The 25,634-nt window shown below is 68.9% G+C and carries 22 protein-coding genes, 1 tRNA gene and 8 pseudogenes; 16 read left to right on the plus strand and 15 right to left on the minus strand.

Translation table 11 applies throughout. The annotated features are described in order from the left end of the window. The 5 genes and pseudogenes from QQK48_RS10250 to QQK48_RS10270 form a co-directional block, all read left to right on the plus strand. A complete protein-coding gene (locus QQK48_RS10250; protein WP_284328388.1) occupies nucleotides 1-1,500 on the plus strand; it encodes an NADH-quinone oxidoreductase subunit M in 1,500 nt (499 codons plus the stop codon). Next, on the plus strand, nucleotides 1,497-1,736 hold the full coding sequence (locus QQK48_RS10255) for a hypothetical protein (RefSeq protein WP_284328389.1): 240 nt from the start codon (nucleotides 1,497-1,499) through the stop codon (nucleotides 1,734-1,736). Before QQK48_RS10250 ends, QQK48_RS10255 begins: the two co-directional genes overlap by 4 nt. Then, on the plus strand, nucleotides 1,684-1,941 hold the full coding sequence (locus QQK48_RS10260) for a hypothetical protein (protein WP_284328390.1): 258 nt from the start codon (nucleotides 1,684-1,686) through the stop codon (nucleotides 1,939-1,941). Before QQK48_RS10255 ends, QQK48_RS10260 begins: the two co-directional genes overlap by 53 nt. Continuing rightward, a complete protein-coding gene (gene nuoN, locus QQK48_RS10265; protein WP_284328391.1) occupies nucleotides 1,905-3,074 on the plus strand; it encodes an NADH-quinone oxidoreductase subunit NuoN in 1,170 nt (389 codons plus the stop codon). Before QQK48_RS10260 ends, nuoN begins: the two co-directional genes overlap by 37 nt. 48 nt (nucleotides 3,075-3,122) lie before the next feature. Further along, nucleotides 3,123-4,075: pseudogene (locus tag QQK48_RS10270) on the plus strand (polyprenyl synthetase family protein); the annotation flags it as partial. A gap of 184 nt (nucleotides 4,076-4,259) precedes the next feature. On the opposite strand, the gene rarD reads toward QQK48_RS10270, so the two are convergent. The 3 genes and pseudogenes from rarD to QQK48_RS21755 all read right to left on the minus strand — a co-directional run. Continuing rightward, on the minus strand, nucleotides 4,260-5,192 hold the full coding sequence (gene rarD, locus QQK48_RS10275; protein WP_284328392.1) for an EamA family transporter RarD: 933 nt from the start codon (nucleotides 5,190-5,192) through the stop codon (nucleotides 4,260-4,262). Between the two features lie 94 nt (nucleotides 5,193-5,286). Then, nucleotides 5,287-5,754 carry a hypothetical protein gene (locus QQK48_RS10280; protein WP_284328393.1) on the minus strand — a complete coding sequence of 156 codons (468 nt, stop codon included), beginning with the start codon at nucleotides 5,752-5,754 and terminating at the stop codon, nucleotides 5,287-5,289. A 58-nt stretch (nucleotides 5,755-5,812) separates the two neighbouring features. Further along, nucleotides 5,813-6,208, minus strand: a pseudogene (locus QQK48_RS21755) (glycosyl hydrolase); the annotation flags it as partial. Between QQK48_RS21755 and QQK48_RS10285 the strand changes: the two are divergent. Further along, nucleotides 6,144-6,662 (plus strand): hypothetical protein, encoded by a 519-nt coding sequence (locus QQK48_RS10285; RefSeq protein WP_284328394.1) that lies wholly within the window; start codon nucleotides 6,144-6,146, stop codon nucleotides 6,660-6,662. The pseudogene QQK48_RS21755 and the gene QQK48_RS10285 overlap by 65 nt on opposite strands. Here the strand turns inward: QQK48_RS10285 and QQK48_RS10290 are convergent. The 6 genes and pseudogenes from QQK48_RS10290 to QQK48_RS10315 form a co-directional block, all read right to left on the minus strand. Continuing rightward, nucleotides 6,613-7,338 carry a hypothetical protein gene (locus QQK48_RS10290; protein WP_284328395.1) on the minus strand — a complete coding sequence of 242 codons (726 nt, stop codon included), beginning with the start codon at nucleotides 7,336-7,338 and terminating at the stop codon, nucleotides 6,613-6,615. The two genes, QQK48_RS10285 and QQK48_RS10290, sit on opposite strands and share 50 nt — an antisense overlap. A gap of 146 nt (nucleotides 7,339-7,484) precedes the next feature. Beyond that, nucleotides 7,485-8,771 carry an efflux RND transporter periplasmic adaptor subunit gene (locus QQK48_RS10295; RefSeq protein ID WP_284328396.1) on the minus strand — a complete coding sequence of 429 codons (1,287 nt, stop codon included), beginning with the start codon at nucleotides 8,769-8,771 and terminating at the stop codon, nucleotides 7,485-7,487. A 190-nt stretch (nucleotides 8,772-8,961) separates the two neighbouring features. Further along, nucleotides 8,962-9,375: pseudogene (locus QQK48_RS10300) on the minus strand (glycosyltransferase family 2 protein); the annotation flags it as partial. Continuing rightward, on the minus strand, nucleotides 9,356-9,931 hold the full coding sequence (locus tag QQK48_RS10305) for a glycosyltransferase family protein (protein WP_284328397.1): 576 nt from the start codon (nucleotides 9,929-9,931) through the stop codon (nucleotides 9,356-9,358). The gene QQK48_RS10305 and the pseudogene QQK48_RS10300, both read right to left, overlap by 20 nt. Nucleotides 9,932-10,131: 200 nt before the next feature. After that, nucleotides 10,132-10,893 carry a phosphoadenosine phosphosulfate reductase domain-containing protein gene (locus tag QQK48_RS21760; protein WP_431308420.1) on the minus strand — a complete coding sequence of 254 codons (762 nt, stop codon included), beginning with the start codon at nucleotides 10,891-10,893 and terminating at the stop codon, nucleotides 10,132-10,134. Between the two features lie 9 nt (nucleotides 10,894-10,902). After that, nucleotides 10,903-12,493 (minus strand): annotated as a pseudogene (locus QQK48_RS10315) (nitrite/sulfite reductase); the annotation flags it as partial. Nucleotides 12,494-12,937: 444 nt separating this feature from the next. Here QQK48_RS10315 and QQK48_RS10320 point away from each other — a divergent pair. From QQK48_RS10320 to htpX, 7 genes and pseudogenes are all read left to right on the plus strand, one after another. Further along, nucleotides 12,938-14,335: a tetratricopeptide repeat protein gene (locus tag QQK48_RS10320; RefSeq protein WP_284328398.1), complete on the plus strand. Its 1,398-nt coding sequence runs from the start codon at nucleotides 12,938-12,940 to the stop codon at nucleotides 14,333-14,335. After that, on the plus strand, nucleotides 14,328-14,840 hold the full coding sequence (locus QQK48_RS10325) for a DUF4037 domain-containing protein (RefSeq protein ID WP_284328399.1): 513 nt from the start codon (nucleotides 14,328-14,330) through the stop codon (nucleotides 14,838-14,840). The genes QQK48_RS10320 and QQK48_RS10325 overlap by 8 nt, the downstream gene beginning before the upstream one ends. A gap of 15 nt (nucleotides 14,841-14,855) precedes the next feature. Continuing rightward, nucleotides 14,856-15,011: a hypothetical protein gene (locus QQK48_RS10330; RefSeq protein WP_284328400.1), complete on the plus strand. Its 156-nt coding sequence runs from the start codon at nucleotides 14,856-14,858 to the stop codon at nucleotides 15,009-15,011. Continuing rightward, nucleotides 14,996-15,598, plus strand: a pseudogene (locus QQK48_RS10335) (DUF4125 family protein); the annotation flags it as partial. The gene QQK48_RS10330 and the pseudogene QQK48_RS10335, both read left to right, overlap by 16 nt. After that, nucleotides 15,595-16,977, plus strand: a pseudogene (locus tag QQK48_RS10340) (FAD-dependent oxidoreductase). The pseudogenes QQK48_RS10335 and QQK48_RS10340, both read left to right, overlap by 4 nt. Nucleotides 16,978-17,052: 75 nt before the next feature. Next, on the plus strand, nucleotides 17,053-17,562 hold the full coding sequence (locus QQK48_RS10345; protein ID WP_284329369.1) for a GNAT family N-acetyltransferase: 510 nt from the start codon (nucleotides 17,053-17,055) through the stop codon (nucleotides 17,560-17,562). Nucleotides 17,563-17,719: 157 nt separating this feature from the next. After that, a pseudogene (htpX, locus tag QQK48_RS10350) lies at nucleotides 17,720-18,562 on the plus strand (zinc metalloprotease HtpX). Here htpX and QQK48_RS10355 read toward each other — a convergent pair. After that, on the minus strand, nucleotides 18,559-19,272 hold the full coding sequence (locus tag QQK48_RS10355; protein ID WP_284329370.1) for a YwiC-like family protein: 714 nt from the start codon (nucleotides 19,270-19,272) through the stop codon (nucleotides 18,559-18,561). The pseudogene htpX and the gene QQK48_RS10355 overlap by 4 nt on opposite strands. An 85-nt stretch (nucleotides 19,273-19,357) precedes the next feature. Next, nucleotides 19,358-19,852: pseudogene (locus QQK48_RS10360) on the minus strand (YajQ family cyclic di-GMP-binding protein). Between the two features lie 134 nt (nucleotides 19,853-19,986). Between QQK48_RS10360 and QQK48_RS10365 the strand changes: the two are divergent. From QQK48_RS10365 to QQK48_RS10375, 3 genes are all read left to right on the plus strand, one after another. Further along, nucleotides 19,987-20,071 (plus strand) — tRNA-Tyr (locus QQK48_RS10365). Between the two features lie 143 nt (nucleotides 20,072-20,214). Continuing rightward, nucleotides 20,215-20,517 carry a hypothetical protein gene (locus QQK48_RS10370; RefSeq protein WP_284328401.1) on the plus strand — a complete coding sequence of 101 codons (303 nt, stop codon included), beginning with the start codon at nucleotides 20,215-20,217 and terminating at the stop codon, nucleotides 20,515-20,517. Nucleotides 20,518-20,624: 107 nt separating this feature from the next. Further along, a complete protein-coding gene (locus QQK48_RS10375) occupies nucleotides 20,625-21,428 on the plus strand; it encodes a GmrSD restriction endonuclease domain-containing protein (RefSeq protein ID WP_284328402.1) in 804 nt (267 codons plus the stop codon). 169 nt (nucleotides 21,429-21,597) lie between these two features. On the opposite strand, the gene nrdG is transcribed toward QQK48_RS10375, so the two are convergent. The 4 genes from nrdG to QQK48_RS10395 all read right to left on the minus strand — a co-directional run bounded on the left by nrdG (nucleotide 21,598) and on the right by QQK48_RS10395 (nucleotide 25,546). Then, nucleotides 21,598-22,155 (minus strand): anaerobic ribonucleoside-triphosphate reductase activating protein, encoded by a 558-nt coding sequence (nrdG, locus tag QQK48_RS10380; protein ID WP_284328403.1) that lies wholly within the window; start codon nucleotides 22,153-22,155, stop codon nucleotides 21,598-21,600. Nucleotides 22,156-22,166: 11 nt separating this feature from the next. Beyond that, entirely contained in the window at nucleotides 22,167-23,048 is an 882-nt protein-coding gene (nrdD, locus tag QQK48_RS10385) for an anaerobic ribonucleoside-triphosphate reductase (RefSeq protein WP_284328404.1), read from the minus strand. Further along, the gene (nrdD, locus tag QQK48_RS10390) at nucleotides 22,951-24,459 is read right to left on the minus strand and encodes an anaerobic ribonucleoside-triphosphate reductase (RefSeq protein ID WP_284328405.1); all 1,509 of its coding nucleotides are present in this window, start codon (nucleotides 24,457-24,459) and stop codon (nucleotides 22,951-22,953) included. Before nrdD (QQK48_RS10390) ends, nrdD (QQK48_RS10385) begins: the two co-directional genes overlap by 98 nt. A gap of 79 nt (nucleotides 24,460-24,538) precedes the next feature. Further along, a complete protein-coding gene (locus QQK48_RS10395; protein ID WP_284328406.1) occupies nucleotides 24,539-25,546 on the minus strand; it encodes a tRNA-dihydrouridine synthase in 1,008 nt (335 codons plus the stop codon). Between the last annotated feature and the right edge of the window lie 88 nt (nucleotides 25,547-25,634).

A 25,634-nucleotide genomic window follows, 5' to 3' on the forward strand; every position in this document is an offset into this window, starting at 1 on the left:
GTGTTCCCATTCCTGACCGTTCTCGTGGCGCTTCCCGCGCTCGGTGCAGCGCTGCTGTGGGCCCTGCCCGCATCGGCCCTGAGCCGGGTGAGGGAGATCGCCCTCGGCATCACCGTCGTCGAGGCCGTGCTGTTCGTCATCATGGCGCTGCAGTTCGACAAGTGCGACGCCGGTGCGTTCCAGTTCTCCGAGACCTACGCGTGGATCCCGCAGATCGGTACCAGGCGGGCGCTCGGCGTCAACGGCATCGGCCTGCTGATGATCGCCCTTGCCGTCATCCTGGTGCCGTTGGCGATCCTCGCCGCCTGGCGTGAGGACAAGGTCCCCGCGCGCCGCCGCCACTACCTCGCACTCGTGCTGCTCAGCCAGGCGTTCATGGTCGGCATCTTCGCCGCCCGCGACGTCTTCCTGTTCTACGTGATGTTCGAGGCGATGCTGATCCCGCTGTACTTCCTGATTGGCTCGTTCGGTGGCGCCCAGCGCCGCTACGCCGCAGTGAAGTTCCTGCTGTACTCGCTGGTCGGTGGCCTCATCATGCTGGTCGCCGTGGTGGCGCTGTACTTCGTGGGCCCCGGTGGCGAGCAGGCGTTCCTCACCGACAACCTCACGGGCACGCTCGACCTCACGACCACGCAGGAACGCCTCATGTTCCTCGCGTTCTTCCTGGCGTTCGCTATCAAGGCGCCCATGGTGCCCGTGCACACATGGCTGCCCGATGTCGCGGAGAATGCCCGTCCCGGCACCACCGCGCTGCTGGTCGCCGTGCTCGACAAGATCGGCACGTTCGGCATGCTGACGCTGTGCATCACGCTGTTCCCCGCGGCGGCCGACTGGGCCGCACCGGTGATCATCGTGTTCGCCGTCATCTCGGTCATCTACGGTGCGCTGCTCGCGATCGGCCAGAAGGACATGATGCGCCTGGTGGCGTTCACCTCGGTGAGCCACTTCGGCATCATGGTGCTCGGCATCTTCGCGTTCCAGCAGACCTCCGTCGAGGGCGCCGCGCTGTACATGTTCAACCACGGCCTCTCGACCGGCGCGCTGTTCCTGCTGGTGGGCTTCCTCATTGCCCGCACGGGCACCGCGGACGTCAACGCGTACGGCGGGCTCCAGCGGATCATCCCGGTGTTCGCTGGCACGTTCCTGGTGGTGGGTCTCTCGGCGCTGTCGCTGCCGGGCCTGTCGCCGTTCGTCTCGGAGATCATGGTCCTCGTGGGCGCCTACCCGGTCGCCTCCGTGGCGGTCATCATCTCCGCGGTGTCGGTGGTGCTGGCCGCCCTGTACATCCTGCTGACCTACAAGAAGGTCTTCACCGGTCCCGCCCCCGAGGCGGAGCCGGCGACGGCCCGCGACCTCACCCTGCGCGAGCGCCTGGTGGCATGGCCCCTCGTGGGCCTCATGCTGCTGCTGGGCTTCGTGCCGGCGATCGCGATCGACTACCTGCGCGAGCCGTCGGCTGACATCGTCGCGCACGTCACTGCCGAGGAGGCGAACGCGTGAGCTTCACCACCCCCACGATCGACTGGGCGGCGTTCGCCCCCATCATCATCGTGCTCGGTGCGGGTGCCGCAGGCATCCTGATCGAGGCGTTCATCAAGACCCCGGCGACGCGCCGCACCGTGCAGGCTCGCGCTGTCGCTGGTCGCCCTGGCCTCCGCGCTCGGCGTCATCATCGCCCAGTGGGTGGCGCTCGACGGCGCCGGCACCGTGGTGATGAGCGGCATGGTGACCGTTGACCGTCAGGCGCTCGCCTGGATGGCGATCCTGCTCGTCTTCGGCCTGCTGTCGATGCTGCTGTTCGCCTCCCGCGACGGTGGCGGCCCGTTCACCGAGATCGGTGCCACCGCGCCGGGCTCCATCGAGGAGAAGGCTCGCGCGCCGGGCCGGCCTCCAGGCTCACCGAGGTGTACCCCCTCGCGCTGTTCGCCGTCGGCGGCATGATGCTGTTCACCTGCGTCACGGACCTGGTGTTCCTGTTCGTCGCCCTCGAGGTGTTCTCGCTGCCGCTGTACCTGCTGGTCGCGATCGCTCGCCGCCGCCGCTACCTGTCGCACGAGGCCGCGCTGAAGTACTTCATTCTTGGCGCCTTCTCGTCGGCTATCTACCTGTTCGGCGTGGCGCTCATCTACGGCGCCACCACCGTGACCGACGTCAACATGATCGCCACGGCCATCGTCAACATCTCCGACGCCGACCCGCTCCTGCTGGCCGGCGCCGTGATGATCGTCGTGGGCCTGATGTTCAAGATCGGCGCCGTGCCGTTCCACTCGTGGGTGCCCGATGCCTACCAGGGTGCTCCCACGGCCGTCACCGCCTTCATGGGTGCCGCCACCAAGGCCGCCGCGACCGCGGCGCTGGTGCGCGTCATGTTCGTCGCGTTCGCGCCGCTCGAGTGGGAGCTCTCGTGGCTGATCTGGGCCGTCGCCATCGCATCGATGGTCTACGGCACCGTGGTCGCGCTCGTCCAGACCGACGTGAAGCGCATGCTCGCCTACTCCGGTGTGGCACACGCGGGCTTCATCCTCGTCGCCTTCGCGGGCCTCGAGGGCGAGGCTCTCGCCGCCCTGCCGTTCTACCTGCTCGCCTACGGCCTCGCGACGATCGGCGCCTTCGCCGTGGTGTCGCAGGTGCGTGAGCGTGCCGAGGACGGCGGCGTGGGCGCCGAGGCCGTGCGCCTGGGCCAGTGGGCCGGACTCGGTAAGCGTTCCCCGCTGCTCGCCGGATCGATGGCGCTGTTCCTGCTGTCGTTCGCCGGTATCCCGCTGACGGCTGGCTTCATCGGAAAGTTCGAGGCGTTCTCCGCCGCCGTCGCCGGTGGCGCGTGGCCGCTGGTGCTGATTGCCGTCCTGGCATCGGCCGTGGCGGCGTTCTTCTACGTGCGCCTCATTGTGTTGATGTTCTTCACCGACGCCCCCGAGGGCTCGGAGGAGACGATCGCGATCGAGGATTCCGCTCTCACCCGCGTGGTCATCTACGTGACCGCCGCGGCGGTGCTGGTGCTTGGCATCCTGCCGTCCGGCGTGCTCAACGTCTTCGCTGACGCATCGGTGCTGCTGGTGGGCGTGGGAGGCTAATCCCCATGACGCAGGCTTCCCTTCGGCAGTGCCGAGCTCGAGGAGCGGCTGCTGCCGCGCCTGGCCGTGGTGGAGGAGCGCCTGCGCGACGCTGTCGCGCAGTCCGACTCCCTTGCGGATGCGACCTCGAAGCACCTGGTGAACGCCGGAGGGAAGAGGCTGCGGCCGATGCTGACGCTGCTGGCAGCGCAGGCCGGTGACGGCAACCGGCCCGAGGTGGTCGAGGCTGCCGTGGTGGTGGAGCTCACGCACCTCGCCACGCTGTATCACGACGACGTCATGGACTCCGCGCCCACCAGGCGTGGAGCGCCCTCCGCCCACTCGGTGTGGGGCAACTCGGTCGCGATCCTGACGGGTGATCTGCTGTTCGCCCGTGCGTCACGGGTGGTCGCGGGCCTGGGCCCGGAGGCCGTGCGCCTGCAGGCTCAGACCTTCGAGCGGCTCTGCCTTGGCCAGGCTCCACGAGACCGTGGGGCCCGAGGACAGCGAGGACCCCGTCGCGCACTACATCCAGGTGCTCGCCGATAAGACGGGCTCGCTCATCGCGACCTCCGCGCGCTTCGGTGCGCTCATGGCCGGGTGCGACCCGGCCACCGTCGAGCGAGTCACGCGCTACGGCGAGGCTCGCCGGTGTCGCGTTCCAGTTGGCCGATGACGTCATCGACCTCCGCTCCGACGCCGCGACCACCGGCAAGACGCCTGGCACGGACCTGCGCGAGGGCGTTCCCACCATGCCCGTGCTGCTGTTGCGCGCCCGCGTTGCCGCCGGCGGCTCCGATGATGAGCGCCAGTTGTTGGCCGACATCGACGGAGACCTGTCGGACGACGCCGTGCTCGCCGACGTGGTCGCGCGGCTCGCGGCACACTCGGTGGTCGACGAGACCAGCGCGAAGGCCCGTGAATGGGCGGTCCGTGCCGAGGAGTCGGTGGCGGGCCTGCCCGACGGTGTCGTCAAGGACGCGTTCCGCGCCTTCTCCGACGCCCTCGTCGCCCGCGCCAGCCTAAGACACAGACCGCCCTCCCGGCCCGCGTCGCCGAAAACGCCCGCGCCCCGCCCCGCGTCCGTTTGGCCCACGGATGTGACCCGTGTGGCGCGTGTGACGCATGCACTTGTCACACGGGCACCTCTCATCACATCCGTCACAGGTGGGGGCCAAACGGATGCTGGAGGCGGGGCCCGGCGCGCTAGACAGGCTCTGCGGCCTCCACCTGCGCCACCCCGCGCCGCGGGCGTGCGCGCCAGGCGTCCCACGAGATGACGCCGAGCGCCAACCACACCAGCACGAATCCCGCCCACCGTGACGCGGGCATCGGCTCACCGAAGTGCCACACCGCGAGGGCGAACATGAGCGTGGGCGCGATGTACTGCAGCATCCCCATGACGAACAACGGCAGGCGGCGCGCACCGGCGGCGAACAGTAGCAGCGCACCGGCGGTAAAGATCCCGGTGGACATCATGAGGAGGTCATGACTGAGACCAAGGCCGTCCTCGCCCCGTGCTCCAAACGTCCCCGAGCCCCCGATGACCATGATCGCGATCAGGCCCAGCGGTGCGAGCACCATCGTCTCGACGGTGAGCCCTGTGATCGCGTCCACCGCGGCGCCAGCGCGCTTCTTCACGAGCCCGTACAGGCCGAACGTGCACGCCAGCGCCAGCGAGATCCACGGGAACTCGCCCATGCCGACGCCAATGACCAGTACGGCCGCCGCCGCGATGCCCAACGCGACCACCTGGAGGCGGCGTAGCCGTTCGCCCAACACCAGCACACCGAGCAACACGGTGAACAGCGGGTTGATGTAGTAGCCGAGCGACGCGGAGTTCACATGCCCCGAGCCGACCGCGTAGACGTAGATCAGCCAGTTGGCGCCCACGAGGAGCGCTGCCAGCGCGAACGCCGCCAGCAGGCGAGGATCGCGCAGCACCGCGCCGAGCGCTCGCCAGCCCCGCACCACCACCACCAGTGCCACGCACACCACCAGCGACCACACGGCACGGTGCGCCGTGATCTCGACGGCGCCCGCAGGCGCGAGCGCAGCCATGAGGAGGGGAAAAAGCCCCCACATCAGGTACGCGCCGCCGCCGTAGGCGAGACCGGGACGGGACGCGGAGGGTGGCATACGGGTCAGTCAACCACCGGCCTATGCCCCCGAGGCGCCATCACGCCCGGCACCGGGATTCAGGTGCCAGCGAGCCACGCGCTGGCACCGGGCGTCACCCCATTTGGGCCGCGATAAACGCCAGCATCGCCGCCCGGGTGTTGCCGTTGTCGATGGCGGCGTCGTCGAGCGCGACCGCTTGTTCCCAGGCATCGGCGGCGTCCTCGGGACCCGCCAGCGCCAGGTACATCAGGAGGTAGTCGCCGAACCCTGCCTCGCCGGCATCGGCCAGCGCCCCGGCGACGGTGTCGCGGATGATCTGCGCATCCTCGTCGGAGCGCGAGGCCAGAGAGACTCCTGAATGGGTGCCATGGGGATGAGTTCGATGCCCAGGCTTCGCCGCCTCAGCGTCGGAGAACCAGGTCGCGTGCTCGCGCTTTCCGCCCCATTCCAGCGAGATGAACTGGTGTGCATAGTCGGGGAACTCGGACAGGTCGGGGCGTACCCACCTGGTGAGAGCGGCGTGGGATTCGGCGGACAGGAGCCAGGTGGCGGTGTCCACCATGGCCTGGTCGCCGCGCACGGTGGCCCAGGCGGCGAGGCCGTTCCACGCGATGACGGCCTCCGAGGCTCGACTCCTGGTTGTTGCCGTCGCCGAACGGCGCCATGCCGGACGCCCAGGCGTGACCGTCGACGGGGTCGAACGACCTGAGTTGGGGGAACCGTTCCGTGGCCGCGGGGCTGGCGATGTCCGCGGCGAGGAGGTCGATCACGGGGCCGATGTCCTCCGCGAGAGAGGGGTCGTGTTCCACGGCGATGGCTGCCGCGGAAAGGAAATAGCCGTAGTGGAAGTGGTGGTCGTTGAACTCCTCGGACCCGAACGAAGGCTCGAGGCCTGTGACACCCCTGAACCCCGGGTCGTAGATGAAGCAGCGAGTGTCGCGTGCCTCGCAGCCGTCTGTCTCGGTCCAGGTGCGCAGGGCGTCGGCGAGGGGCTTCGCGAGCCTGCTCGGCCAGCGTGGTCTCGCCCAGTGCATCGGCCGTGGAGACGAGCATGGCCTGCCGATGCAGTGCCTTACCGCCGAAGTAGGTGTCGGCCGGGAGGTCTGGCTCGACGGCGGCCGCCGCCTGGAGCGCCTCGACGATGGCGGCGCGCTGGGTGGCGCCGATCCCGCTGAGGTCCAGCGTGGTGGTCGCCTGAGTGCGTGGCACCTCCCAGGTGACGGTCTCGGCGGTGCAGGCCAGCAGGGTGCCGTTGATGGTGGCGTAGGTTCCCAGCGTGCAGTCCAGGCCCGCGGCGCGGTCCTCGGGCACCGCCACGATGGTGCCGCCCGCGGCGTACGTGATCGAGGTGCTCGCGGAGTCGCCGTCGACGTTCATCGCGAGGGTGGTGGCCGTCACGGGCTCGCCCAGCGCGGCGGCAAACGCGACCGGGTCGCCGTCATCGGGCACCACCGCCAGGCTGTGCCGTCGCCCCCTCGGGAAGAGTGAGGGTGGTGCCGTCGACCGTGCCTCCGTCGGTGACGAGGACGTAGGTGGTGGCGCCGATGACGAGGGTGGCGGTGCCGTCGGAGGCGACGGTCGCGGGGGAGGACAGCGTCACACTCGCGTCCGCAGGGGCCGTGAGCGTGATCGCGGGCCAGCCCTTCGCGATGCTTGCCTGGAGCACCGTGGAGCCCTCGCCGCCGCGGAAGTCGAGGGTGGCACCCACGGGGTCCGCGGCCGATGCCGCGGGCAGCCCGACCGCGCCGTCCACCTGGAGTGTGATGTCCCGCGCGGCGGCGCCCGCGATGAGGTCCGCCGTCACCTGGACGCGTGGCAGGCCCAGCGCGATTCCGCCTTCGACGGCCGTCAACGACAGAGGGTCGGCGAAGGCAGAGTACGGCCCGGGCCCGAACACGAGGCCCGAGTACCACCGGTTGGTCGGAGCCGGCAGGTCTCCCACCACGCGCGCGAGGTCGGCGGGGGCGAGCGAGCGCTCGGGGAGGTCCGCGACGGACGATGCCGAGGACGCGGCCACGGCGTCGCTCGATGGTGTGGTGGCCGCGGCATCCCCGTCACAGGCGGCGAGCGTGACCATACCGGCGACCGCCGCCGCGGCGAGGAGCACGTGGGGGCGGCGCCTTCTCGCGGCTGAGGGCAGGAGGCGGGGGGACGATGCTGGCATGGGGCTCTCCTTGATCACGTGAGGCCGGAGGCCTGGGTGGCGGGATGGGCCGCGGACGTCGCCACGGTAGGCGGGTCACGCTCACAGAATCGCGGGTGTGGCTCTCAGAGTCCGGGGTGGCGGGAGGGCCCCGCCACCCCGGCGGCTCACGAGAGGCCGATGCGCTCGGACAGGTCTCGCAACGCATCTTCGACGCCCGCGAGGGGGCCGTCGTCACGCAGGTGCAGGGTCGCGTTCAGGGGAGTGCCCGCCTGGATGAGGCCGCCGTCCTCCGCCACCAGAGCATCCGAGTCGACCCGCATGGTCACGTGCGCGGTGCCGTCGATGGTCTCGACGGACATGTCGCTGACGGTTCCCGTCAACGTGCGCTCGTCCGGCAGCCTGAGGTCCACGGTCGCGCCCTGTTCCACGAGTCCAAAGTCGCGGGGCGTCAGCACGAACTCGAGGTCCGCGTACAGGGTGTTGGCCTGGTCGATGGTGGCGATGACGGTACCCGGCGCGGCGTAGGAGCCCTTGCCGACCGCCACCTCGGCGACCGTGCCCTCGGCACCCGCACGCACCAGCAGGCTGCCGTCCGACTGAATCGAGGCATCGGCCGCAGAGACCGCACCGGTGGAGACATCCTGTTCGAGCCTCAGGCTGGAGACGAGGAACAACTCGTCGCCCGGTGCGACGGTGTCGCCCTTGCTGACGTAGGCCTCCGTGACGAGGCCGCCGTAGTCGGTGCCCACCGCGAGTTCGGCAGCGCTGATCTCTCCCGAGGTACTGGCGACCTCGGTACGCCGTTGGTTGAACAGGAGGGTCGCCGCGGCGGCAATGACGAGCACCGCGATGATCCCGACGAGCAACTTGAAGCGATTGGCCCAGGTCATGGCACCAGGCTCCTTTCTTCTGGCGGCGCGGCGGCGTGGAAGCGCCACCTCGTCGTCATCGATGGGGTCAGGGGTGGGCGCCCCGGGCCGCGCCACGATGGTGCGTGGTGCCACCTTCACCGGCGCCTCGGGCAGCGGGGAGGGGCTGAGCGGCTTGCCGCGGCGAAGGGCGCGCGCCTCGCGGGACGCGGTCCAGACGAAGGCGCCAAGGATGAGCGTGTTCGTGATGTTCCACGCCGTGGCGAGAGTCAACACGCCGTTATCCATGTCCCGCCAGATCGCCACGGCGGAGGTGAGCGACAGGAACAGGAAGAAAAGGATCTGCGGAATGATGAAGTTGTACGGCGAATGGCCCTTCGCGGTGCCCGTCGACTGCCAGCCGACGTCGCGCCCGGTGAAGGCGTTGACGAACGCCTTCGTGTAGATGGGGAACGACACGGTGGCCAGGGTCAACGTCTCCCACCGGAAGGATCCGAGGGTGTACCAGGCCAGCAGCACCTGCATGAGGTAGAAGCCCGCGTAGTACAGGAACCACGTCATGACCGTGATGGACAGGTTCATGGGGCGCAGGTCGAAGTAGATCTCGAGGGGCGGCACCAGGATCAGCAGCAGCGGGCAGATGCCCGTGAGGTAGAACGATGCCGTGACGAAGTACTGCACGCGCTGATCCACCGTGAGCCTTGCGACTGAGCAGCGGCATGTGGGTCATGAGGATTTCGAAGCCGCCCGTGGCCCACCGCAGTTGCTGCTTCGAGTAGGCCTCGATGGTCTCGGGCGCCTCGCCCACGGCCAACACCTCGGGGATGAACACCGAACGCCAGCCGCGCTCATGAAGGTTGAGGCTGGTCCACACGTCTTCCGACTTCGAGTCGGTGCAGATGCCGCCCACGTCGTCGATGGCCGCGCGACGGAACAGCACATTGGTGCCCACGCAGAATGCCGCGTTGAAGCGGTTGCGGCCCGGCTGAATGAACCGGTAGAAGACGGCCTGCATGTAGGCCGCCCCGCGGGCCACGGTGGTGTGCAGGTTGCCGTACGCCTGGGGCGTCTGCACAAAGGCCACCTGCTCGTCGACCATGAAGGGCACGGTCTCCTCGAGGAAACTGGGGTCCGGCACGAAGTCGGCGTCGAAGATCGCGAAGCAGTCACCCTTGGCGATCGTCAGCGCGTGGTTGACGTTGCCCGCCTTCGCGCCGCCTGAGGCTCAGCCTGCGCACGTAGCGCGCGCCGATCTGAGCCGCCATGTCGCGGACTTCATCGGAGCGGCCGTCGTCGAGGATCCACGTGCGGTGCTCGCCCCGCAGAGCGAGCGCCGCCTCTGCTGTGCGCCGGATCACGGCGAGGTCCTCGCCGTAGACGGTGATGAAGACGTCGATGGTGAGGCGCTTGCCCGCGATCGTCACGGGCCACGTGCGCGGATCGCCATGAGGATCGGGGCCAAACATCGCGTCGCGCGCCTGGTGATAGGCGAACGAGCGGGGGTCTTGGCCGCCGGAGAGGATGGTCCACATGGCGAGGAGCGCGTGAAACACGAGCACCGACTCGGCCGCGATCACCATGAGCCACGGGATCATGTCGCCGCGGTTGTCTGGGTCGAGGAGGAACAGGGAATAGACGAGGATGCCGAACGTGCTGACGAGCACGATCAGGATCATCACGGGGGACTGACCAGCGAGGCGTTGACGGGTCGCCGCGTCGCGGCTGGTGGTGGACGAGGTCATGCGAGCCTCCGGACGCGGCGGCGTCCAGTGGGGGCAAAGGATTCCGGCAGGAGCCGGATTCGACCTCGTTGGCGGTGACGCGCCGGCCGCCTGCCGATGCATCCTGACGTGCGCCGGGGGTAGCCACCTCTCCCCGGTGCTGGTCAGGCTACGACATACAGGTGTGATGCACCAGACATCAACCGTGAATTTCGTGTGACCTACGCCTCACGCCGGCGTGTCATGCGCCTCACGTGTGAATGCCGCACTCCGTCTTGCCCTGGCCGGTCCAGCGGCCGGAGCGCGGGTCCTCGCCGGGAGCAACCTTGTTGGTGCACGGCAGGCAGCCGATGGACGGATAGCCCTGGGCCACGAGCGGGTTGCGGGGAAGGTCGTGGCGCACCTGGTAGTCCTCCACGGCGTCGTCGTCCCACAGCGCGATCGGATTGATCTTCACGAGGCCGTGCTTGGCGTCCCAGGCTCACCACGGGCATCTCGGAGCGCGTCAGGGCGTCCACCCGGCGTGCGCCGGTCACCCAGGCGCGATAGTTGCCGAGAGCGCGCTTCAGGGGCTCGACCTTGCGCATCTGGCAGCACAGGTTCGGGTCGCGCGCAAACAGGTCCTTGCCGTACTGCTCGTCTTGCTGCGCGACCGTGAGCTCGGGCTCCACGTTGATGATGGTGACGGGGAAGGCGGCGGCCGCGGCGTCGCGCGTCGCGATGGTCTCCGCGAAGTGATAGCCCGTCTCGAGGAACAGGATGTCGACGCCCTCGAGGCGGGTGCCGAAGAGGTGGGGCAGGATCGTGTCCTGCATCGACCCCGCGACCACCAAGTCGTGACCGAAGGTCGCGACCGCCCAGTCGGCGATGTGGCTGGCGGAGGCGTGCTCGAGGCGTGCGTTGACTTCCGCGCACGTCTCGGCGTTCCACTCCTTGGGGTTGAGCAGGGTCAGCGTGGCCGCGCCCGGCAGGATTGCTGTCATTTGATCAGGCTCCTCCTCCGCCCGGAAGGCCCAGTCCGCGAAGGACTCGGCCGGGCTGGTGCGGTGCGCCAGGTAGTTGGTGGTGACGCGCTCCACGTATTCGGGCATGCCCTTCTCGGTGACCTTGTGGGCGCGGATCTTGCGACCGAAGTCGTTGTCCTCGCCGCGGCCAAGCCTGCCGCCAAGGTGCACCTGGAAGCCCGGCACCTGCTCGCCCGACTCCTCGTCCAGCACCAGGCGGCCCTTGAAGCCGATGTCCGCGATCTGCACGCGGGCACACGAGTTGGGGCAACCGTTGACATGCACGGTGATGGGGTTGTCGAGCGTGGGGAACTTCTCGTCGAGAACCTTGACCACCTCGCGCGCCGTGGCCTTGGTCTCCACGATGGCGAGCCTTGCAGTACTCGATGCCGGTGCAGGCAATGACGTTGCGGTGGAACTCGCCGGGGTCCGACTCGAGCTCCAGGGCACGCAGCCCGTTGACGACGTCGTTGACCTTGTCCTCGGGCACGTCGAGCACGAGGATTTTCTGCAGCGGCGTGAGGCGAATGCGGTCGGAGCCCGCGGCCTCCGCGATGTCCGCGATACGGCTGAGGCTTCTCGCCGGAGACGCGGCCCGCCACGGGGGCGACGCCCACGTAGAACTTGCCGTCCTTCTGCGGGTGGATTCCCACGTGGTCGCCACGGTCGCCGGGCTTGGCGAGCCTGCGGGCCGGGGCCCTTCGGCAGGCTCGTAGCCCAGGTAGTCGTCCTGAAGCACCTGCAGGAACTTCTCGGGTCCCCAGGCCTTGAGGACGAACTTGAGGCGGGCGCGCGTGCGCAGGCGGCGGTAGCCGTGGTCGCGGAAGATCGACGCCACGCCCTTCCACACCTCGTGCACAATCTCCGGCTTCACGAACACGCCGAGACGGTGGCCCAGCATCGGGTTCACCGAGAGGCCTCCGCCCACCCACAGGTCATAGCCGATGCCCAGGCTCGGGATGCTCGACCGCGCAGAAGGCGATGTCCTGGACCTCGTGCAGGATGTCCGGCACGGGCATGCCGGTGAAGGCCGTCTTGAACTTGCGCGGCAGGTTCGAGAACTCGGGGTTGCCGATGTAGCGATCCATGATGTCGCGGATCTGCGGCGTGGGGTCGATTAGGCTCGTCCTGGGACACGCCCGCGACGGGAGAGCCAAGGATGACGCGGGGCACGTCACCGCACGCCTCGGTGCACAGCAGGCCCACCTCTTCGACGCGACGGAAGATTTCCGGGACGTCCTCGATGCGGATCCAGTGGAGCCTGGATGTTCTGACGGTCCGACACGTCGGCGGTGTCGCGGGCCATGGTGGTGGAGATGTCCGCGATGGTGCGAGTCTGCGCCACGTTGAGTGGCCGCCGTCGGAACGCACGCGCAGCATGAAGAACTCGTCGTCGAGCCTCGTGCGGCTCAAGGATGGCGGTCTTGCCGCCGTCGATGCCCTGGCGGCGCTGCGTGTACAGGCCCCACCAGCGGAAGCGGCCGCGCAGGTCGCCCGGAGGAATGGACCAGAAGCCCCACTTGGAGTAGAGGTTCTCGATGCGGCCGCGCACCTCGAGCGGGTCGCCTGCGGCCTTCATCTCCTCGTTCGGGTTCAGGGGCGTGCGGTCTCCTGCCGCCCATTGGCCGTCCTTCGACGCGGTGTTCTTGCGTGCGGCGGCCTCGCGGGTGCGAATGAGGCGCGCCTCTTCGCGGTGGCGGCGGCGCTCCTCCGCCTCAGCGGCGGCGGCATCGGGTGCAGGCTGGGTGGTGTCGGTGTCGGTCACCGAGACTCCTCGACTCGTTCATTTCTGGGAGCGAGGCCTTCGTCAGCGCGTCTGGTTCACGCTCGGAAGGCCGAGCGCCCAGGGCTACAGGGACTGTATCCGCGGGCGGTCAGGCCGACAGACACATGGCACAGCAGCAGCGGCACATCATGGATGCGCGAACGATCTGCTTCTGGGACATGAGGCCAAGTGTGCCATACGGCCCAGGTGATGTGAAGAGGCGGTCCTACGCTGGAAGTGACGTCAAGGAGGGGCCGTATGAGTGACACCGGACGGGTCGATGTGGCGAGTGTTCTGGCCGACCTCGACCGGGTCCACGCCTTGGGCGGCGGCCCCGACGAGGCCCGGTTGATCCTGTCGGAGGCACTCGGCCGGGCCGAGGCGGCCGGTGATGCCCATGCGCTCCTGACCCTGAGTAACGAGGCTGCGGGATTCCATCGGTCGGTGTCGGAGCATGACGCGGCCCTCGAGGCGGCGCAACGTGCCCTCGACCTCGTCGATCGGCTGGGTCTCCACGGCAGCGAGGCGGAAGCGACGACCTTGATCAACGCCGCGACCGCGTTGCGGGCTGCGGGACGGACGGACGATGCCCGTGACACGTATGCGCAGGCCCTCGCCGTAGGCGAGCGGCTCTGGAGGGATGACGATCGTCGCCGCGCGGCACTGCACAACAATCTTTCGCTCGCGCTGGTAGACGCGGGCGAGTACTCCTCTGCACTGACTGAGCAGTCGAAGGCGCTCGCGGTGCTCGAGCGTGGGTCAGTAGACCCAGGGCGTGACATCGACATCGCGATGACTCACGTCAATCTCGCGACCACGGCGTCGATGGCTGGCGACCTGGGCGCGCAGGAGACGCACGCGGCGCGGGCCATCGAGATTCTGTCGGCAGCGGGTGCGGACGAGGACCCGCATGCGGCCGCGGCCCACGCGGCGTACGCCGAGGTCCTTCTCCGGCAGGGGCGGGCCCACGAGGCCGCCGCGTCGCTCGACCATGCGCTGAGCGTGGTGGCCAGGGCATATGGCACCTCGTCAGACGCCTATCGGATCACCGCCGAGAATCTGGCGGCGGCCCGTGCGGAAGCGGAATCAGAGCCCGTGCCAGGCGAGCCAACCGAGCCCATCGAGGTCAGCGCGCACGACGCGGCGGGTGCAGCGCGCGAACCGCATGTGCCGGGCCTCATCCTCGCCCGCCAACTCTGGGTGGACCGCGTGCGGCCGATGTTGGCGGAGCGCTACCCCGATCATGTGGGCCGGATCGCCGCAGGGCTCGTGGGGCACGGCTCGGAGGCGTATGGCTTCGATGACGCGGTCAGTGTCGACCATGATTTCGGAGCGAGCCTGTGCTTATGGCTGACGCAGGAGGACGAGCAAGAGATCGGCGAGGCATTGCGGCGTGACTACGACGCGCTGCTGGCCATCGACGGTGCTGCGCGTTCCGCGATCTCGGCCGGTGGCCAGCGTCGTCATGGGGTGTTCTCGGTCGCCGAGTTCTTCACATCGTTGACGGGCATGGCGCAGGCGCCCGCGGCCGGCGAACCGCACCTCTGGCTCAGCCTGGACGAGCCAACGCTGGCCGCCGCAACCAACGGCGAGGTCTTCGCGGACCCGGTCGGAGCCTTCGGAGCCTGCGAGGGGATCGTTTCTGCGCATGCCTGAGGACGTGCGACTGGCCCACCTGTCGCGGCGCCTGGGGATGATGGCGCAAGCCGGCCAGTACAACGTCCCTCGGATGCTCGGGCGCGGGGATGGGGAAGCCGCGTTCCTGAGCATCGGTGAGTTTGTGCGCGCGTCCGCGTCCGCTGTCTTTCTCCTCAACAGGCCCACGGTGGTCGGATACCTGCCCTACTACAAGTGGCAGTTTGCGGCGCTGCGCCGGCTGGCTGAGCGGCCGCTCTCGCGTCTACCCGAAGTCCATGGCGACCTCACCGGTGTGATGCGGGTGGCCTCTGCTGCCTGCTGGGGTGGCGAGGGTTTTGGCGAGGGAGGAAAGGGTGCGGGCCCCGCACGTATCGCGCTGATGGACCGCATCGAGGCGGTGTGCGCGGCCGTCGCGGCCGAGGTGCGCGCCCAGCGCCTGTCTGACGAGCCCTCCGGCTTCCTTGAGCATCATCGAGCGGCGATCGCCGCCCGTATCACCGACCCCTGGCTCAGACAGCAGTAGAAGGAGTTCCATCCCATGGAAGACACCGACCTTGCCGTACGGCTCGACGCCGCCGAGGCTGTCGTGCGCCATGAGTTCACGCAGTTTGATCGCGTCGAGAACGAGGGGGACGGGCCGCGTGCCAAGACAATTGGCCCACCTTCAGGGCGCAGCGTCTCAGCCAGTTTCTGACGTGGCCCAGCCCTCTCCTCGCCTCGTACGCGGCCGACCTCCGCGCGGCCGACGCGGCAGGCCGCAATCTGCTGACCGAGAAGTACGCGCGGATGATGGAATCAACCGAACCCGAGCGGTACTACAGCGACCTTGCCCCGTACCTCCCGGCACTGACGGCCGACCGGGTGGCGCTCCAGGAGCGCATCATCGCCACTCAGGTGCGCTGGGCCGATGCGTTTCACGTGCGTTACCCACGCTTGGGTGAGGGCATGCGGTTGTTGCGCACCGCTCAGGACACCGTCACCGACACATCTTTCGAGACGTATCTGCGCGGTGAGTTGTCGTCGTACTCGGACCAGACGGTGGCGTTGTATGGCGAGATGATCGACGCGATGGCGGCTCGCCGCGAGAACCTCACGGAGGCTCACCGTGACGCTGACGGTGCGACTTTCGGGCTTCGCCGGGCTGAAGGACGCGGAAGCCGCTCAGGCATCCGGATGACGAGAGGCTGCTCGCGGCGCGTGGCCAAGCCGTGTCTATACTCGGTCCCTAGTGCCGTTCGAGAGCGCCCTCGCGGCCTGCTTCCCTGCCGCCAAGGAATGTGAGTCCCGTGACCACCGAACGTCCCCTGCGCGTCGCCGTGATCGGCGCCGGCCCCGCCGGAACCTACGCGTCCGACATCCTGTCCAAGTCTGGCCTCGACGTGTCGATCGACATCATCGAGCGCCTGCCCGCCCCCTTTGGTCTGGTCCGCTACGGCGTGGCCCCTGACCACCCCCGTATCAAGCAGATCATCGTGGCTCTCGCCAACGTGCTGAGCCGCGGCGACATCCGTCTGCTGGCCAACGTCAACATCGGTACCGACCTCACCCTCGAGGATCTGCGCGCCCACTACGACGCCGTCATCTTCGCCACCGGAGCCTTCAAGGACTCCGACCTCAACATCCCTGGTATTGACCTGGATGGGTCGTATGGTGCCGCGGACTTCGTCTCGTGGTTCGACGGCCACCCCGACGTGCCGCGCGAGTGGCCGCTCGAGGCCAAGGAGATCGCCATCCTCGGCGTCGGCAACGTCGCGCTCGACGTGGCCCGCGTCCTGGCCAAGCACCCCCAGGACATCAAGGTCACCGAGATCCCCGACAACGTGTACGAGGGCCTCGCGTCCTCGCCCGTCACGGACGTGCACGTGTTCGGCCGCCGTGGCCCCGCGCAGGTGAAGTTCTCGCCGCTCGAGCTGCGTGAGTGGGCCACGTGCCGGACGTCGACATCGTGGTGTACCCCGAGACCGACTACGAGTTCGACGAGGCTTCCATGGAGGTCGCCGAGAACAACAAGCAGCAGAAGCAGGTCGTCAAGACGCTGACCGACTACGCGCTCAAGGAGCCCGGCACCGCGTCGCGTCGCATCCACCTGCACTTCCTGCAGTCGCCCCACGAGGTCCTCGGCGAGGACGGCAAGGTCACCGGCATCCGCATGGAGCGCACCGCGCTGCAGGGTGACGGCAACGTCAAGGGCACGGGCGAATTCATCGACTACCCGGTTCAGGCCGTGTACCGCGCAGTGGGCTACTACGGCACCGCGATCGAGGGTCTCCCGTTCGACGACTCGAAGGGCACCATCGCCAACGAGGGTGGCCGCGTGGTCGACGGCGGTGACGTCGTTCCCGGCATGTACACCACCGGGTGGATCAAGCGCGGACCCGTGGGTCTCATCGGCCACACCAAGTCCGACGCCCAGGAAACCATCGCGAACCTCGTCGAGGACGCCGAGCGTCTCTACGCCGAGTCGCAGGCCGGTGCGCAGCAGGCTCAGCCCCGACAACGTCCTGCACCTGCTCAAGGAGCGCGGTGTCGACGTGGTGCAGTGGCACGACTGGGAGCTTCTCGACGCGCACGAGCGTGCGCTGGGCGAGGCCGACGGCCGCGAGCGCATCAAGGTCGTTCCCCGCGACGAGATGACGGACATCGCGCTCGGTCGCAAGTAACGCATGACCCCTCACGAGGCCGGCGCCGACACTCCTGTGGCGCCGGCCTTTGTGCGTCCAGGGGCGGCCGTTCGCGTGGCGATCCTTGACGCGCCGGAGGACCGGGCGGCCGTGAGCGCGATGCTCGCGGACTACCTGACCGTCACCGAACGCGAGAAGGGCGCGCGGGTGCTCGACGCATCGGCCCTACCCGAGCGCTACCGGCGCGAGATCGACGACCCAGCCGCCGCGCTCGCGGACGCCACGGTGCTGATCGCCGAGGTCGACGGCACGCCCCTGGGCATGGTGGTGCTCACCGCAGCCCGTGAGGGCCGATGCGAGATCAAGCGGCTCTGGACGTTGCCCCCGGCGCGTGGCCGGGGTGTGGGCGCGGCGCTGATCGAGGCCGCATGTGCCATGGCATCCGCGCGAGGCGACACCGTGGCGGCGCTGACCGTGTGGCGCTGGCGCGAGGGCGCGCGGCGACTGTACGGGCGCCTCGGATTCGTCGAGGTGGACTCGTGGGAGGAACGGGCCGACCTCGTCTGTTACCGGCGCGCACTCACGCCCACGGATCCGGCAACGGCTGGGCGCGAGCGCTCGTAGAATCCTTCCAGCACGGTGATCGTGCGATCGGTGGGCGCGAGTGCCGCCGAGAGGCGGCGACGAGGGAACCTGGCCGTCGCATCGGCCGTTTCCTCGCTGAGACTCACGTGAGGAAAGAGGAAGCGTGGCAGGCAAGTACTTCAACGGCGTGAAGACCATGGGGCTGTTCGTCCTGATGTGGGTCGTGCTGCTGGGGATCGGGTCGTTCGTGGGCAACGGCCAATACATCTGGCTGTTCGCGGCCTTCGGCCTCTTCGGCACCTTCTACGGGTACTGGAACTCCGACAAGGCTCGCGATCCGCGCGATGCATGCCCGGCCCGTCACCGAGGTCGAGCAGCCCGCGATGTACCGCATCGTCCGTGAACTGTCCGCCCAGGCAAACCAGCCGATGCCGCAGGCTGTACGTCTCGCCTACCGAGGCGCCCAACGCGTTCGCCACGGGCCGCAACCCGCAGAACGCCGCCGTGTGCTGCACGGAGGGAATCCTTCGCCTGCTTGACGAGCGCGAATTGCGCGGCGTGCTCGGCCATGAACTCCAGCACGTCTACAACCGCGACATCCTCATCGGCTCCGTGGCCGCGGCCTTCGCGGGACTCATCACGGCCGTCGCTCAGATGCTGTTCTTCCTTGGCGGTGGCGGCAATAACCGCGACAACCCGCTCGGCCCCATCGCGATGCTCGCCATGCTGTTCCTCGCACCCATCGCGGCGACGCTGATCCGCATGGCGATCTCCCGCACCCGCGAGTACGACGCGGACGAGGATGGCGCCACCCTCACCGGCGACCCGCTGGCGCTGGCCAGCGCGCTACGCAGGCGAGCGCGGCACCGCCGCGAGGCCGCTGCCCGCCGACCCGAAGCTCGAGAACGTCTCGCACATGATGATCGCGAACCCGTTCAAGGCCGAGGGCCTCGCCAACCTGTTCGCCACTCACCCGCCGATGGACCAGCGCATCGGCCGCCTGGAAGAGATGGCGCGCCGCAACGGCCAGCACTTCTAAGCCGCTGCCGCTCCCAGCGGCACCGTCAGCAGGAATCCCAGCAGGATGAGGGTCAGGACGACCTCGACGATGCCGATGACCGGCGCCCTCATGCGCGGCCGTCGCGGCATCACGACGGTGCGTGCCAGCATCAAGGAAAAGGGCACCGCGAACCACGGCTGCAGGGCCGTCGCCGCCGCCAGCGCCACCGCGTGATAGGTCACGGAGATGACCTGCTGGCGGCGTGACCCGTACTCACGGATCATCGCCTTCACGTGCACCACGGTGCCCGTCAGGTACAGCCATGTGGCGGTGGCGATGGGCACGCCCGTGGTCCATGGCAGGCCCGCGGTCACGGGGACGATCATCGCCATCATGGAGGCCATCGTCACGGAGGCGACCCCGTTCAGGGTCGCGCGCTCGTTGCCCCACCGGCAGAAGGCCGCATTGACCCCCATGAACACGGCGAAGGCCGGGGCGAACCAGGCCAGCGCGGGCCGGATCGCCACTACGGGAACGAGGCACGCGGCGCAGACCGCGCCAAAGGCGAGGACCTGCGAGCGCACCCGTCGCCATCGGCCCGTCTTGACCGCCAGGAGCGCGTGGTGCGACATCAGCAAACCCGAGAGCCAGCCGATCAGCAGCGGCACATCGAGCCACACCGCGCCGTAGCGCAGGCCCGCAAGGTACGGCAGCAGAAGCATGGCCCACACCCCGTGCTGCGGCGGGATCCATGCGCGAACGGAACGGCGCGAGCGCGCGCGGGCGGTCCGGGGCGGTCCGCGGTGGCTCCGCCCATGACGGCGGAGCCCACGATTAGCGGTAGTTGACGAACTGCAGCGCGGTGTCCACGTCCGCGTTCTTCAGCAACTGGATGGCCTCCTGCAGGTCATCGCGGCTCTTGGAGGCGACGCGCAGGCTCGTCGCCCTGGATGAGCGCCTTCACCGACTTGGGGCCCTCGTCACGGATGAGCCTTGGTGAGCCTTCTTGGCGACGTCGGTGGCGATGCCCTCCTTGATGGAGGCACTCAGGCGGAACTCCTTGCCCGACTGTGCGGGCTCGCCCTGGTCGATGGCCTTCAGCGAGATGCCGCGCTTGATGACCTTTGACTGGAAGACGTCGAGGATGGCGAGCACGCGCTCCTCGGAGTTGGCCTTCATCACGATGGAGTCGCCGGACCACTCGATCGAGGCGCCCACGCCCTTGAAGTCGTAGCGCTGCTGGATCTCCTTGGACGCCTGGTTGAGGGCGTTGTCGACCTCCTGGCGGTCCACCTTGCTCACTACGTCGAAGCTGCTGTCGGAAGCCATGTCATCCTCCTTGAGGGGCCGCCCGGTAGGCGGCCGATGCGTCTGAATCGGCTGCGGCGGCGACGGATTCGCGTCGGAGCCGCTTTCGTTGCTATCCTTCCATGCGCGCCAGGTTCCTCGTGGACCGGGAGCAAGGCAGGTTGCCCGAGCGGCCAAAGGGAGCCGACTGTAAATCAGCCGTCACAGACTTCGGGGGTTCGAATCCCTCACCTGCCACCACAGAAGGCCCCGCCACGGCGGGGCCTTCGCCGTTCCCGGGCATGAGAAAAGAGTCACAGCGGTTCGTGTCGGTGCGGCTGCTCGGGCTACTGTTCCCGTCAGTCAGACGCTGAGGGAGCACCATGACACCGCGAGGCTCACGCATGTCCGAAACCGTGCCCGTGCGCGCACGCGGCGCCCGCAACCCGTGGTGGTTGTCCTGGCCCGTCATCGTCGTGGGTTTCATGCTGTGCCTGCTGCCGGGGCTCATCCTGCTGTGGCTGCGCCGTGGACCGCGCCTCATCGCCAAGGTCATCGCCACCGCCGTGGTGATCGCGTTCTACGCGCTCGCGGCCGTCGCGGGGGCTCCGGAGCGGACGAACCCGGCGCTGACGAGCCCGGCGGGGCCCTCAGCGCCTCGCCTCCGGCCGAGGAGGCGGCATCGGCCGTACCCGAGAGCAGCGTGACGGCCACGGCGGCCGCAAGCCCCAGCGCGACCCCGTCCCCGACGCGGCCGGCGGCTTCTCCCAGCCCGTCCACCACGGCGTCCGCGGCAGCTCCCGCCGGTGACGCGATGGCAGCGCTGATGGCCCTCGACGTGCGCGACGCGGCCTCCAGCGACGGGTACGCCCGCGAGCAGTTCGGCGACGGCTGGGTGGACGTGGACCGCAACGGCTGTGGCACGCGAGACGACATGCTCGCGTTGCGCCTCGACAACACCGAGACGTCCGGATCCTGCGCCATCACCTCTGGAGACCTCGCCGACCCGTTCACGGGGGAGTGGATCCACTTTGAGCGCGGCGGGTCAAGCGAGGTGGACATCGATCACCTGGTGGCGCTGTCCGCCGCGTGGACCACGGGTGCGCAGGACCTGACGTACTCGGAGCGGGTGACCTTCGCCAACGACCCCCTCAACCTCGAGCCAGTCGACGCGGGCGAGAACCGCTCCAAGGGCGATGACGACGCCGCTGAGTGGCTACCGCCCGCCGAGGAGTTCCGCTGCGAGTACGTCGCGCGACAGGTCGCCGTCAAGACCAAGTACGGGCTGTGGGTGACTCCCGCGGAGCGCGCCGCCATGGTCGACGTGCTCGAGAGGTGCCCCGGTCAAGAGTTGCCCGCCGCGGGGGATCAGCCCGTGATCGCCAGCGGACTCGGCGAGGCGCCAGAGCACGTCGAGGCCGCCGAGCCTGCGCAGACCAGCAAGCCCAAGTCCACCGAGGAGTCCGCGGCCGGCTCGGGTGCGTCCGAGGGCGACCTGGACCCGCGCTACGAGTACTGCAACCGGCTGCCCGCGGGCCTCGGCCCGTACGTCAAGGGCGTGGACCCCGAGTACGACTGGTACACGGATCGCGACGGCGACGGGGTGGTGTGCGAGTAGGGCTCACCACCATGGCGCCGCCGTCCGCACCACAGTTGTCGCGCGGAGCGTGAGGGCGGGGTCGTGTCACACGGGCCACCACTGCGCGCGGCGAGGTCACCGGCGGAATTGTGGTGCGGACGCCGCGGTCCGGGCGCGCCCCCATGCTCAGGCCGGACTCAGGCCGGACTCAGCCTTGGCCCCAGGCCACCGCGTGGCCGGCCGCGACGGTGGCGCACGCATCGAGCACGCGCTGATTGCGCGAGCCGCGGAAGGCGAGCGAGAGGTCCCGCTGCTCCTCCTCGTAGGTGCCGTCCACGAGGACGTCGATGAGGCCGAGGAGTTCGCGCTTGTCCTCGGTGTCGATCATGAGCCGCTCGACCGTGTATCCGGTCCAGCACCACACGTCGCGCTCGTCGCCGAACTCCTCCCGGAGCCGGCGCACCGCTGACAGCGCCACCTGGGTGTTGAGGAAGGGCTCGCCGCCGAGCAGGGACAGTCCCTGCACCGCGGGGTGAGCGAGGTCCGCCATGACGCGGTCCTCGAGGTCGCGCGAGTACGGCTTTCCATAGCGGAATGACCATGCGGCCTCGTTGTAGCAGCCGACGCACTTGAAGAGGCAGCCGGCGACGTACAGCGAGCAGCGCACGCCCTCGCCATCGACGAAGGCGAACGGCTTGTAGTCCGCGACGTAACTGTGGGAGACCTTCTCGGCCCTCCACGTGCGGACGTCCGGCTCAAGTGCCACCGCGGGTCCCCCTAGCCGCCTGCGGCGACGCCCGAGCCGGACGCCGAAGGGTTCGACCCGGCCGCGTCCGCCGCACCGGTGGGTGCCGCGGGGTCCACGCGCACGGAGCCGGGCAGGTGCTTGACCCGCGCCGCGATCTCCTCGTGCCGTCCGTGGACCATCGGGCGCGCCTGGGGGTTGCCCAGGTACCCGCACGTGCGCTTGACGACGTCGCAGGTGCGCGGGTCGTCATTGCCGCATTCGGGGCACGCGAAGCCGCGCGCGGTCGGGTCGAAGTCTCCTGTGTAACCGCATGCATAGCAGCGGTCGATGGGCGTGTTCGTGCCCAGGTAGCCCACGCGGTCGTAGGCGTAGTCCCACACGGCCTCGAGGGCGGCGGGGTTGGTGCGCAGCACGGGGTACTCCACGTAGTGGATGAATCCGCCGGAGGCGAGCGCGGGGTACGGCGCCTCGAAGTCGAGCTTCTCGAACGGCGTGGGGTTCTTGCGCACGTCGTAGTGGAAAGAGTTGGTGTAGTAGTCCTTGTCGGTGATGTCCGTGACTGCGCCAAAGCGCTCGCGGTCGAGCCGGCAGAACCGGTCCGTCAGTGACTCCGACGGGGTCGAGTACACCGAGAAGTGGTAGCCGGACTCGGCCTTCCATGCGGCGGTGGCACCCTGGAGGCGGCGCAGGACCGCCAGGGTGAGGTCCTTGGCTTCGTCGTTGCCCTCCCAGGCGCCGCCGAAGAACGCCGCCGCCACCTCGTACAGTCCGATGTACCCGAGCGAGACCGTGGCGCGCCCGTTGCGGAACAGGTCATCCACATCGTCCTCGACCGCGAGGCGCTGACCGAAGGCTCCGTGCACGTACAGGATGGGCGCGTTGGCCGGGACGGCCTCCTTGCAGCGCTCCACGCGGAACACCAGGGCGTCGTGCGCCACCTCGAGTCGCTGGTCCAGGAGCCTTCCAGAACGCGTCGAGGTCACCCTCGGCCTCGAGGGCGATCCTGGGCAGGTTGAGCGTGACGACGCCGAGGTTCATGCGCCCGTTGACCACGTCGTTTCCATCGGCGTCCGTCCATCCCTGCAGGAAGGACCGGCAGCCCATCGGTGCTTTGAAGGAGCCGGTGAGTTCCACGATCTTGTCGTAGGACAGCACGTCCGGGTACATGCGCTCGGTGGCGCAGCGCACGGCGAGTTGCTTGATGTCGTGGTTGGGGTCGCCGGCCTCGAGATTGACGCCGCGACGCAGGGTGAACAGCAGGCAGGGGAAGATGGCGGTGCGGCCCTCTTTGCCCAGACCGCGGCGCCTGATCTCCAGGATCGCGGTCTGAATCTCGCGCTCGTACCAGGACGTTCCGAGCCCGAAGCCCACCGACGTGAACGGTGTCTGGCCGTTGGATGTAAACAGCGTGTTGATCTCGTATTCGAGCGACTGCATCGCGTCGTAGATGTCCTTGCGCGTGCGTTCTTCGGCATACGGCCGATGCTGGCTCGGGTCGGGAATCCAGGCGGCGGCCTCGGCGAGGTGCTTGTCGAAGTTCAGGGCGGCGTAGGGCGCGAGGACCTCGTCGATGCGGTCGACGGTGCAGCCGCCGTACTGGCTCGAGGACACGTTCGCGATGATCTGGGAGATCTGTGCGGTGGCGGTCTGGATGGAGCGCGGCGGCTCAATCTCGGCGTTGCCCATGCGGAACCCGTGGGAAAACATCTCGGGGATGTCGATGAGGCAGCAGTTCGTCATGGGGGCGTACGGCTGGTAGTCGAGGTCGTGGAAGTGCAGGTCGCCCTTGGTGTGGGCGTTGGCGACGTGTGGCGGTAGGAGACGCAGGCCGATGGCCTTGCCCACCAGCCCGGCGGTGAGGTCGCGCTGGGTGTTGAAGACGTCGGCGTCTTTGTTGGCGTTCTCGTTGACCACGCTGGAGTCCTTCTCCAGCAGGGTGTTCACGGTGTGGTTGAGGTCGGTCGCCTTGGCGCGGCGAAAGTCGCGTGCGACGCGGTAGTCGATGTACGCGCGGGCCACCTCGTATTCGCCGGCCTCGAGCAGTTCGTGTTCGACGGCACCCTGGATCTCGTAGATCTTGACGTCGCCAAGGTGGCTGTGACGCAGTTCGGCGACCACGCGGGCGGTGAGCGATGCCAGCCGCGACTCGTGGACCGGCGTCAGCGGGACGTAGACCTCGACGAAGGCCTTGCGCAGCGCGGCGTGGATGCGGCTCGCGTCGAACTCCAGCGTACGACCGTCGCGTTTGACGACGCGCAGGGCGGACTCGCCTTCGTGGGGCGTCGAGGCCGTGGCGGCGTGGTCAAGGTCGGTGATGCTCATGGTGTCCTCCCGCGACAGTGGTGCGTGTCCCCCGGGCTACCGAACCACTACATGTAGTGGTGGTGCCTGCGGAATGACACTAGATCTGCCGATGGCGGAGTTCTGGGCCCTTGGTCCCGGTTCGCGGCGTGTCGGGCGTCAGCGAGGCCACGACACGGACGCGACACGCCGGCCGAGCCTGCGGGTCGATCATCGCCCCGGTGGCACTCATGACGGCATCGGCACCCGCGGCGACGTGCGCCGCCACGTCCTCGACATTCATGACGCCACCCACGCCCACGAGGGCCACGTCGGCGCCCGCACCGGCCCGCCACCGCGCGATGCGACGGACCATGCCCAGCGCCGCGGGAAGGATCGCCTCGCCGCACACTCCGCCTACCTCCCGGCCGGCGCCGGGAAGTGCCGGGGCGCCCGAGGCGTCGACGAGGCGCGCGGGCACGGTGTTGATGGCCGCATAGCCGTCGACGATGGTGGCCGTCGCCGCGAGGAACTCCGTGAGCGCCTCGTCGGTGCGGAAATGAGCCACCTTGAGCAGGAGCGGAACGTCGCCCACGGCCTCCTTCACGGCGGCGGCGATGCGTGCCACGAGCGCCGTGTCGAAGCACAACAGATTGCCGGTGCCCTCGTTGGGGCACGAGAGGTTCATCTCGAGCACCGGTGCCCCGGCCTCGACACACAGTGTCGCCGCACGCACGTGGTCGGCGACGTATGCGTCCTCGCCGGTACCAGTCCGGGTTCCCTGGAACGAGCCGACGAGCACCTGGCCGGGAGCCGCGGCACGGACCGCAGCGGCCATGTCGCGCTGCCACGCATCGGGGTCGCGCGAGGGCACCCCGAACGAGTTGGTGATGGATCGCGCGGTGTCGACGTCCGCGTCCGCGCACAGGGTGTCGAGGCGGTCAGGGTCGAGGGGTCCGTTCACGCGCACGGCCAGGCAGTTGGGAAAGGGGTGCGACGCGTGCGCGGCGGTGCGGACCGTCTTGTACACGGCAATGTCGAAGTACTGAGTGAAGGCCGCGGCGCAGAAGGAGGCGTTGACCAGGGGGCCGGCGGGTATCCCGAAGGGCCGATGCACCGGCTGGCCCACGAAGGTGTGGCGAGGGTGCGACTGCCTGGTATTCGTGGCATCGGCCGCGGCATCGGGAGCCTGCGTCCTGCGCGAATGCCCCGAACGG

This window comes from Demequina litorisediminis (genome assembly GCF_030161615.1).
Classification (GTDB): Bacteria; Actinomycetota; Actinomycetes; order Actinomycetales; family Demequinaceae; genus Demequina; species Demequina litorisediminis.

Excerpts from the sequence above, each read along its gene's own strand:
- rarD (WP_284328392.1), bottom strand. The coding sequence starts at position 5,192 with ATGCCACCCTCCGCGTCCCGTCCCGGTCTCGCCTACGGCGGCGGCGCG.
- QQK48_RS10290 (WP_284328395.1), bottom strand. The coding sequence starts at position 7,338 with ATGCCAGCATCGTCCCCCCGCCTCCTGCCCTCAGCCGCGAGAAGGCGC.
- QQK48_RS10295 (WP_284328396.1), bottom strand. The coding sequence starts at position 8,771 with ATGAACCTGTCCATCACGGTCATGACGTGGTTCCTGTACTACGCGGGC.
- QQK48_RS10305 (WP_284328397.1), bottom strand. The coding sequence starts at position 9,931 with ATGACCTCGTCCACCACCAGCCGCGACGCGGCGACCCGTCAACGCCTC.
- QQK48_RS21760 (WP_431308420.1), bottom strand. The coding sequence starts at position 10,893 with ATGACAGCAATCCTGCCGGGCGCGGCCACGCTGACCCTGCTCAACCCC.
- QQK48_RS10320 (WP_284328398.1), top strand. The coding sequence starts at position 12,938 with ATGAGTGACACCGGACGGGTCGATGTGGCGAGTGTTCTGGCCGACCTC.
- QQK48_RS10325 (WP_284328399.1), top strand. The coding sequence starts at position 14,328 with ATGCCTGAGGACGTGCGACTGGCCCACCTGTCGCGGCGCCTGGGGATG.
- QQK48_RS10330 (WP_284328400.1), top strand. The coding sequence starts at position 14,856 with ATGGAAGACACCGACCTTGCCGTACGGCTCGACGCCGCCGAGGCTGTC.
- QQK48_RS10370 (WP_284328401.1), top strand. The coding sequence starts at position 20,215 with ATGTCCGAAACCGTGCCCGTGCGCGCACGCGGCGCCCGCAACCCGTGG.
- QQK48_RS10375 (WP_284328402.1), top strand. The coding sequence starts at position 20,625 with ATGGCAGCGCTGATGGCCCTCGACGTGCGCGACGCGGCCTCCAGCGAC.
- nrdD (WP_284328405.1), bottom strand. The coding sequence starts at position 24,459 with ATGAGCATCACCGACCTTGACCACGCCGCCACGGCCTCGACGCCCCAC.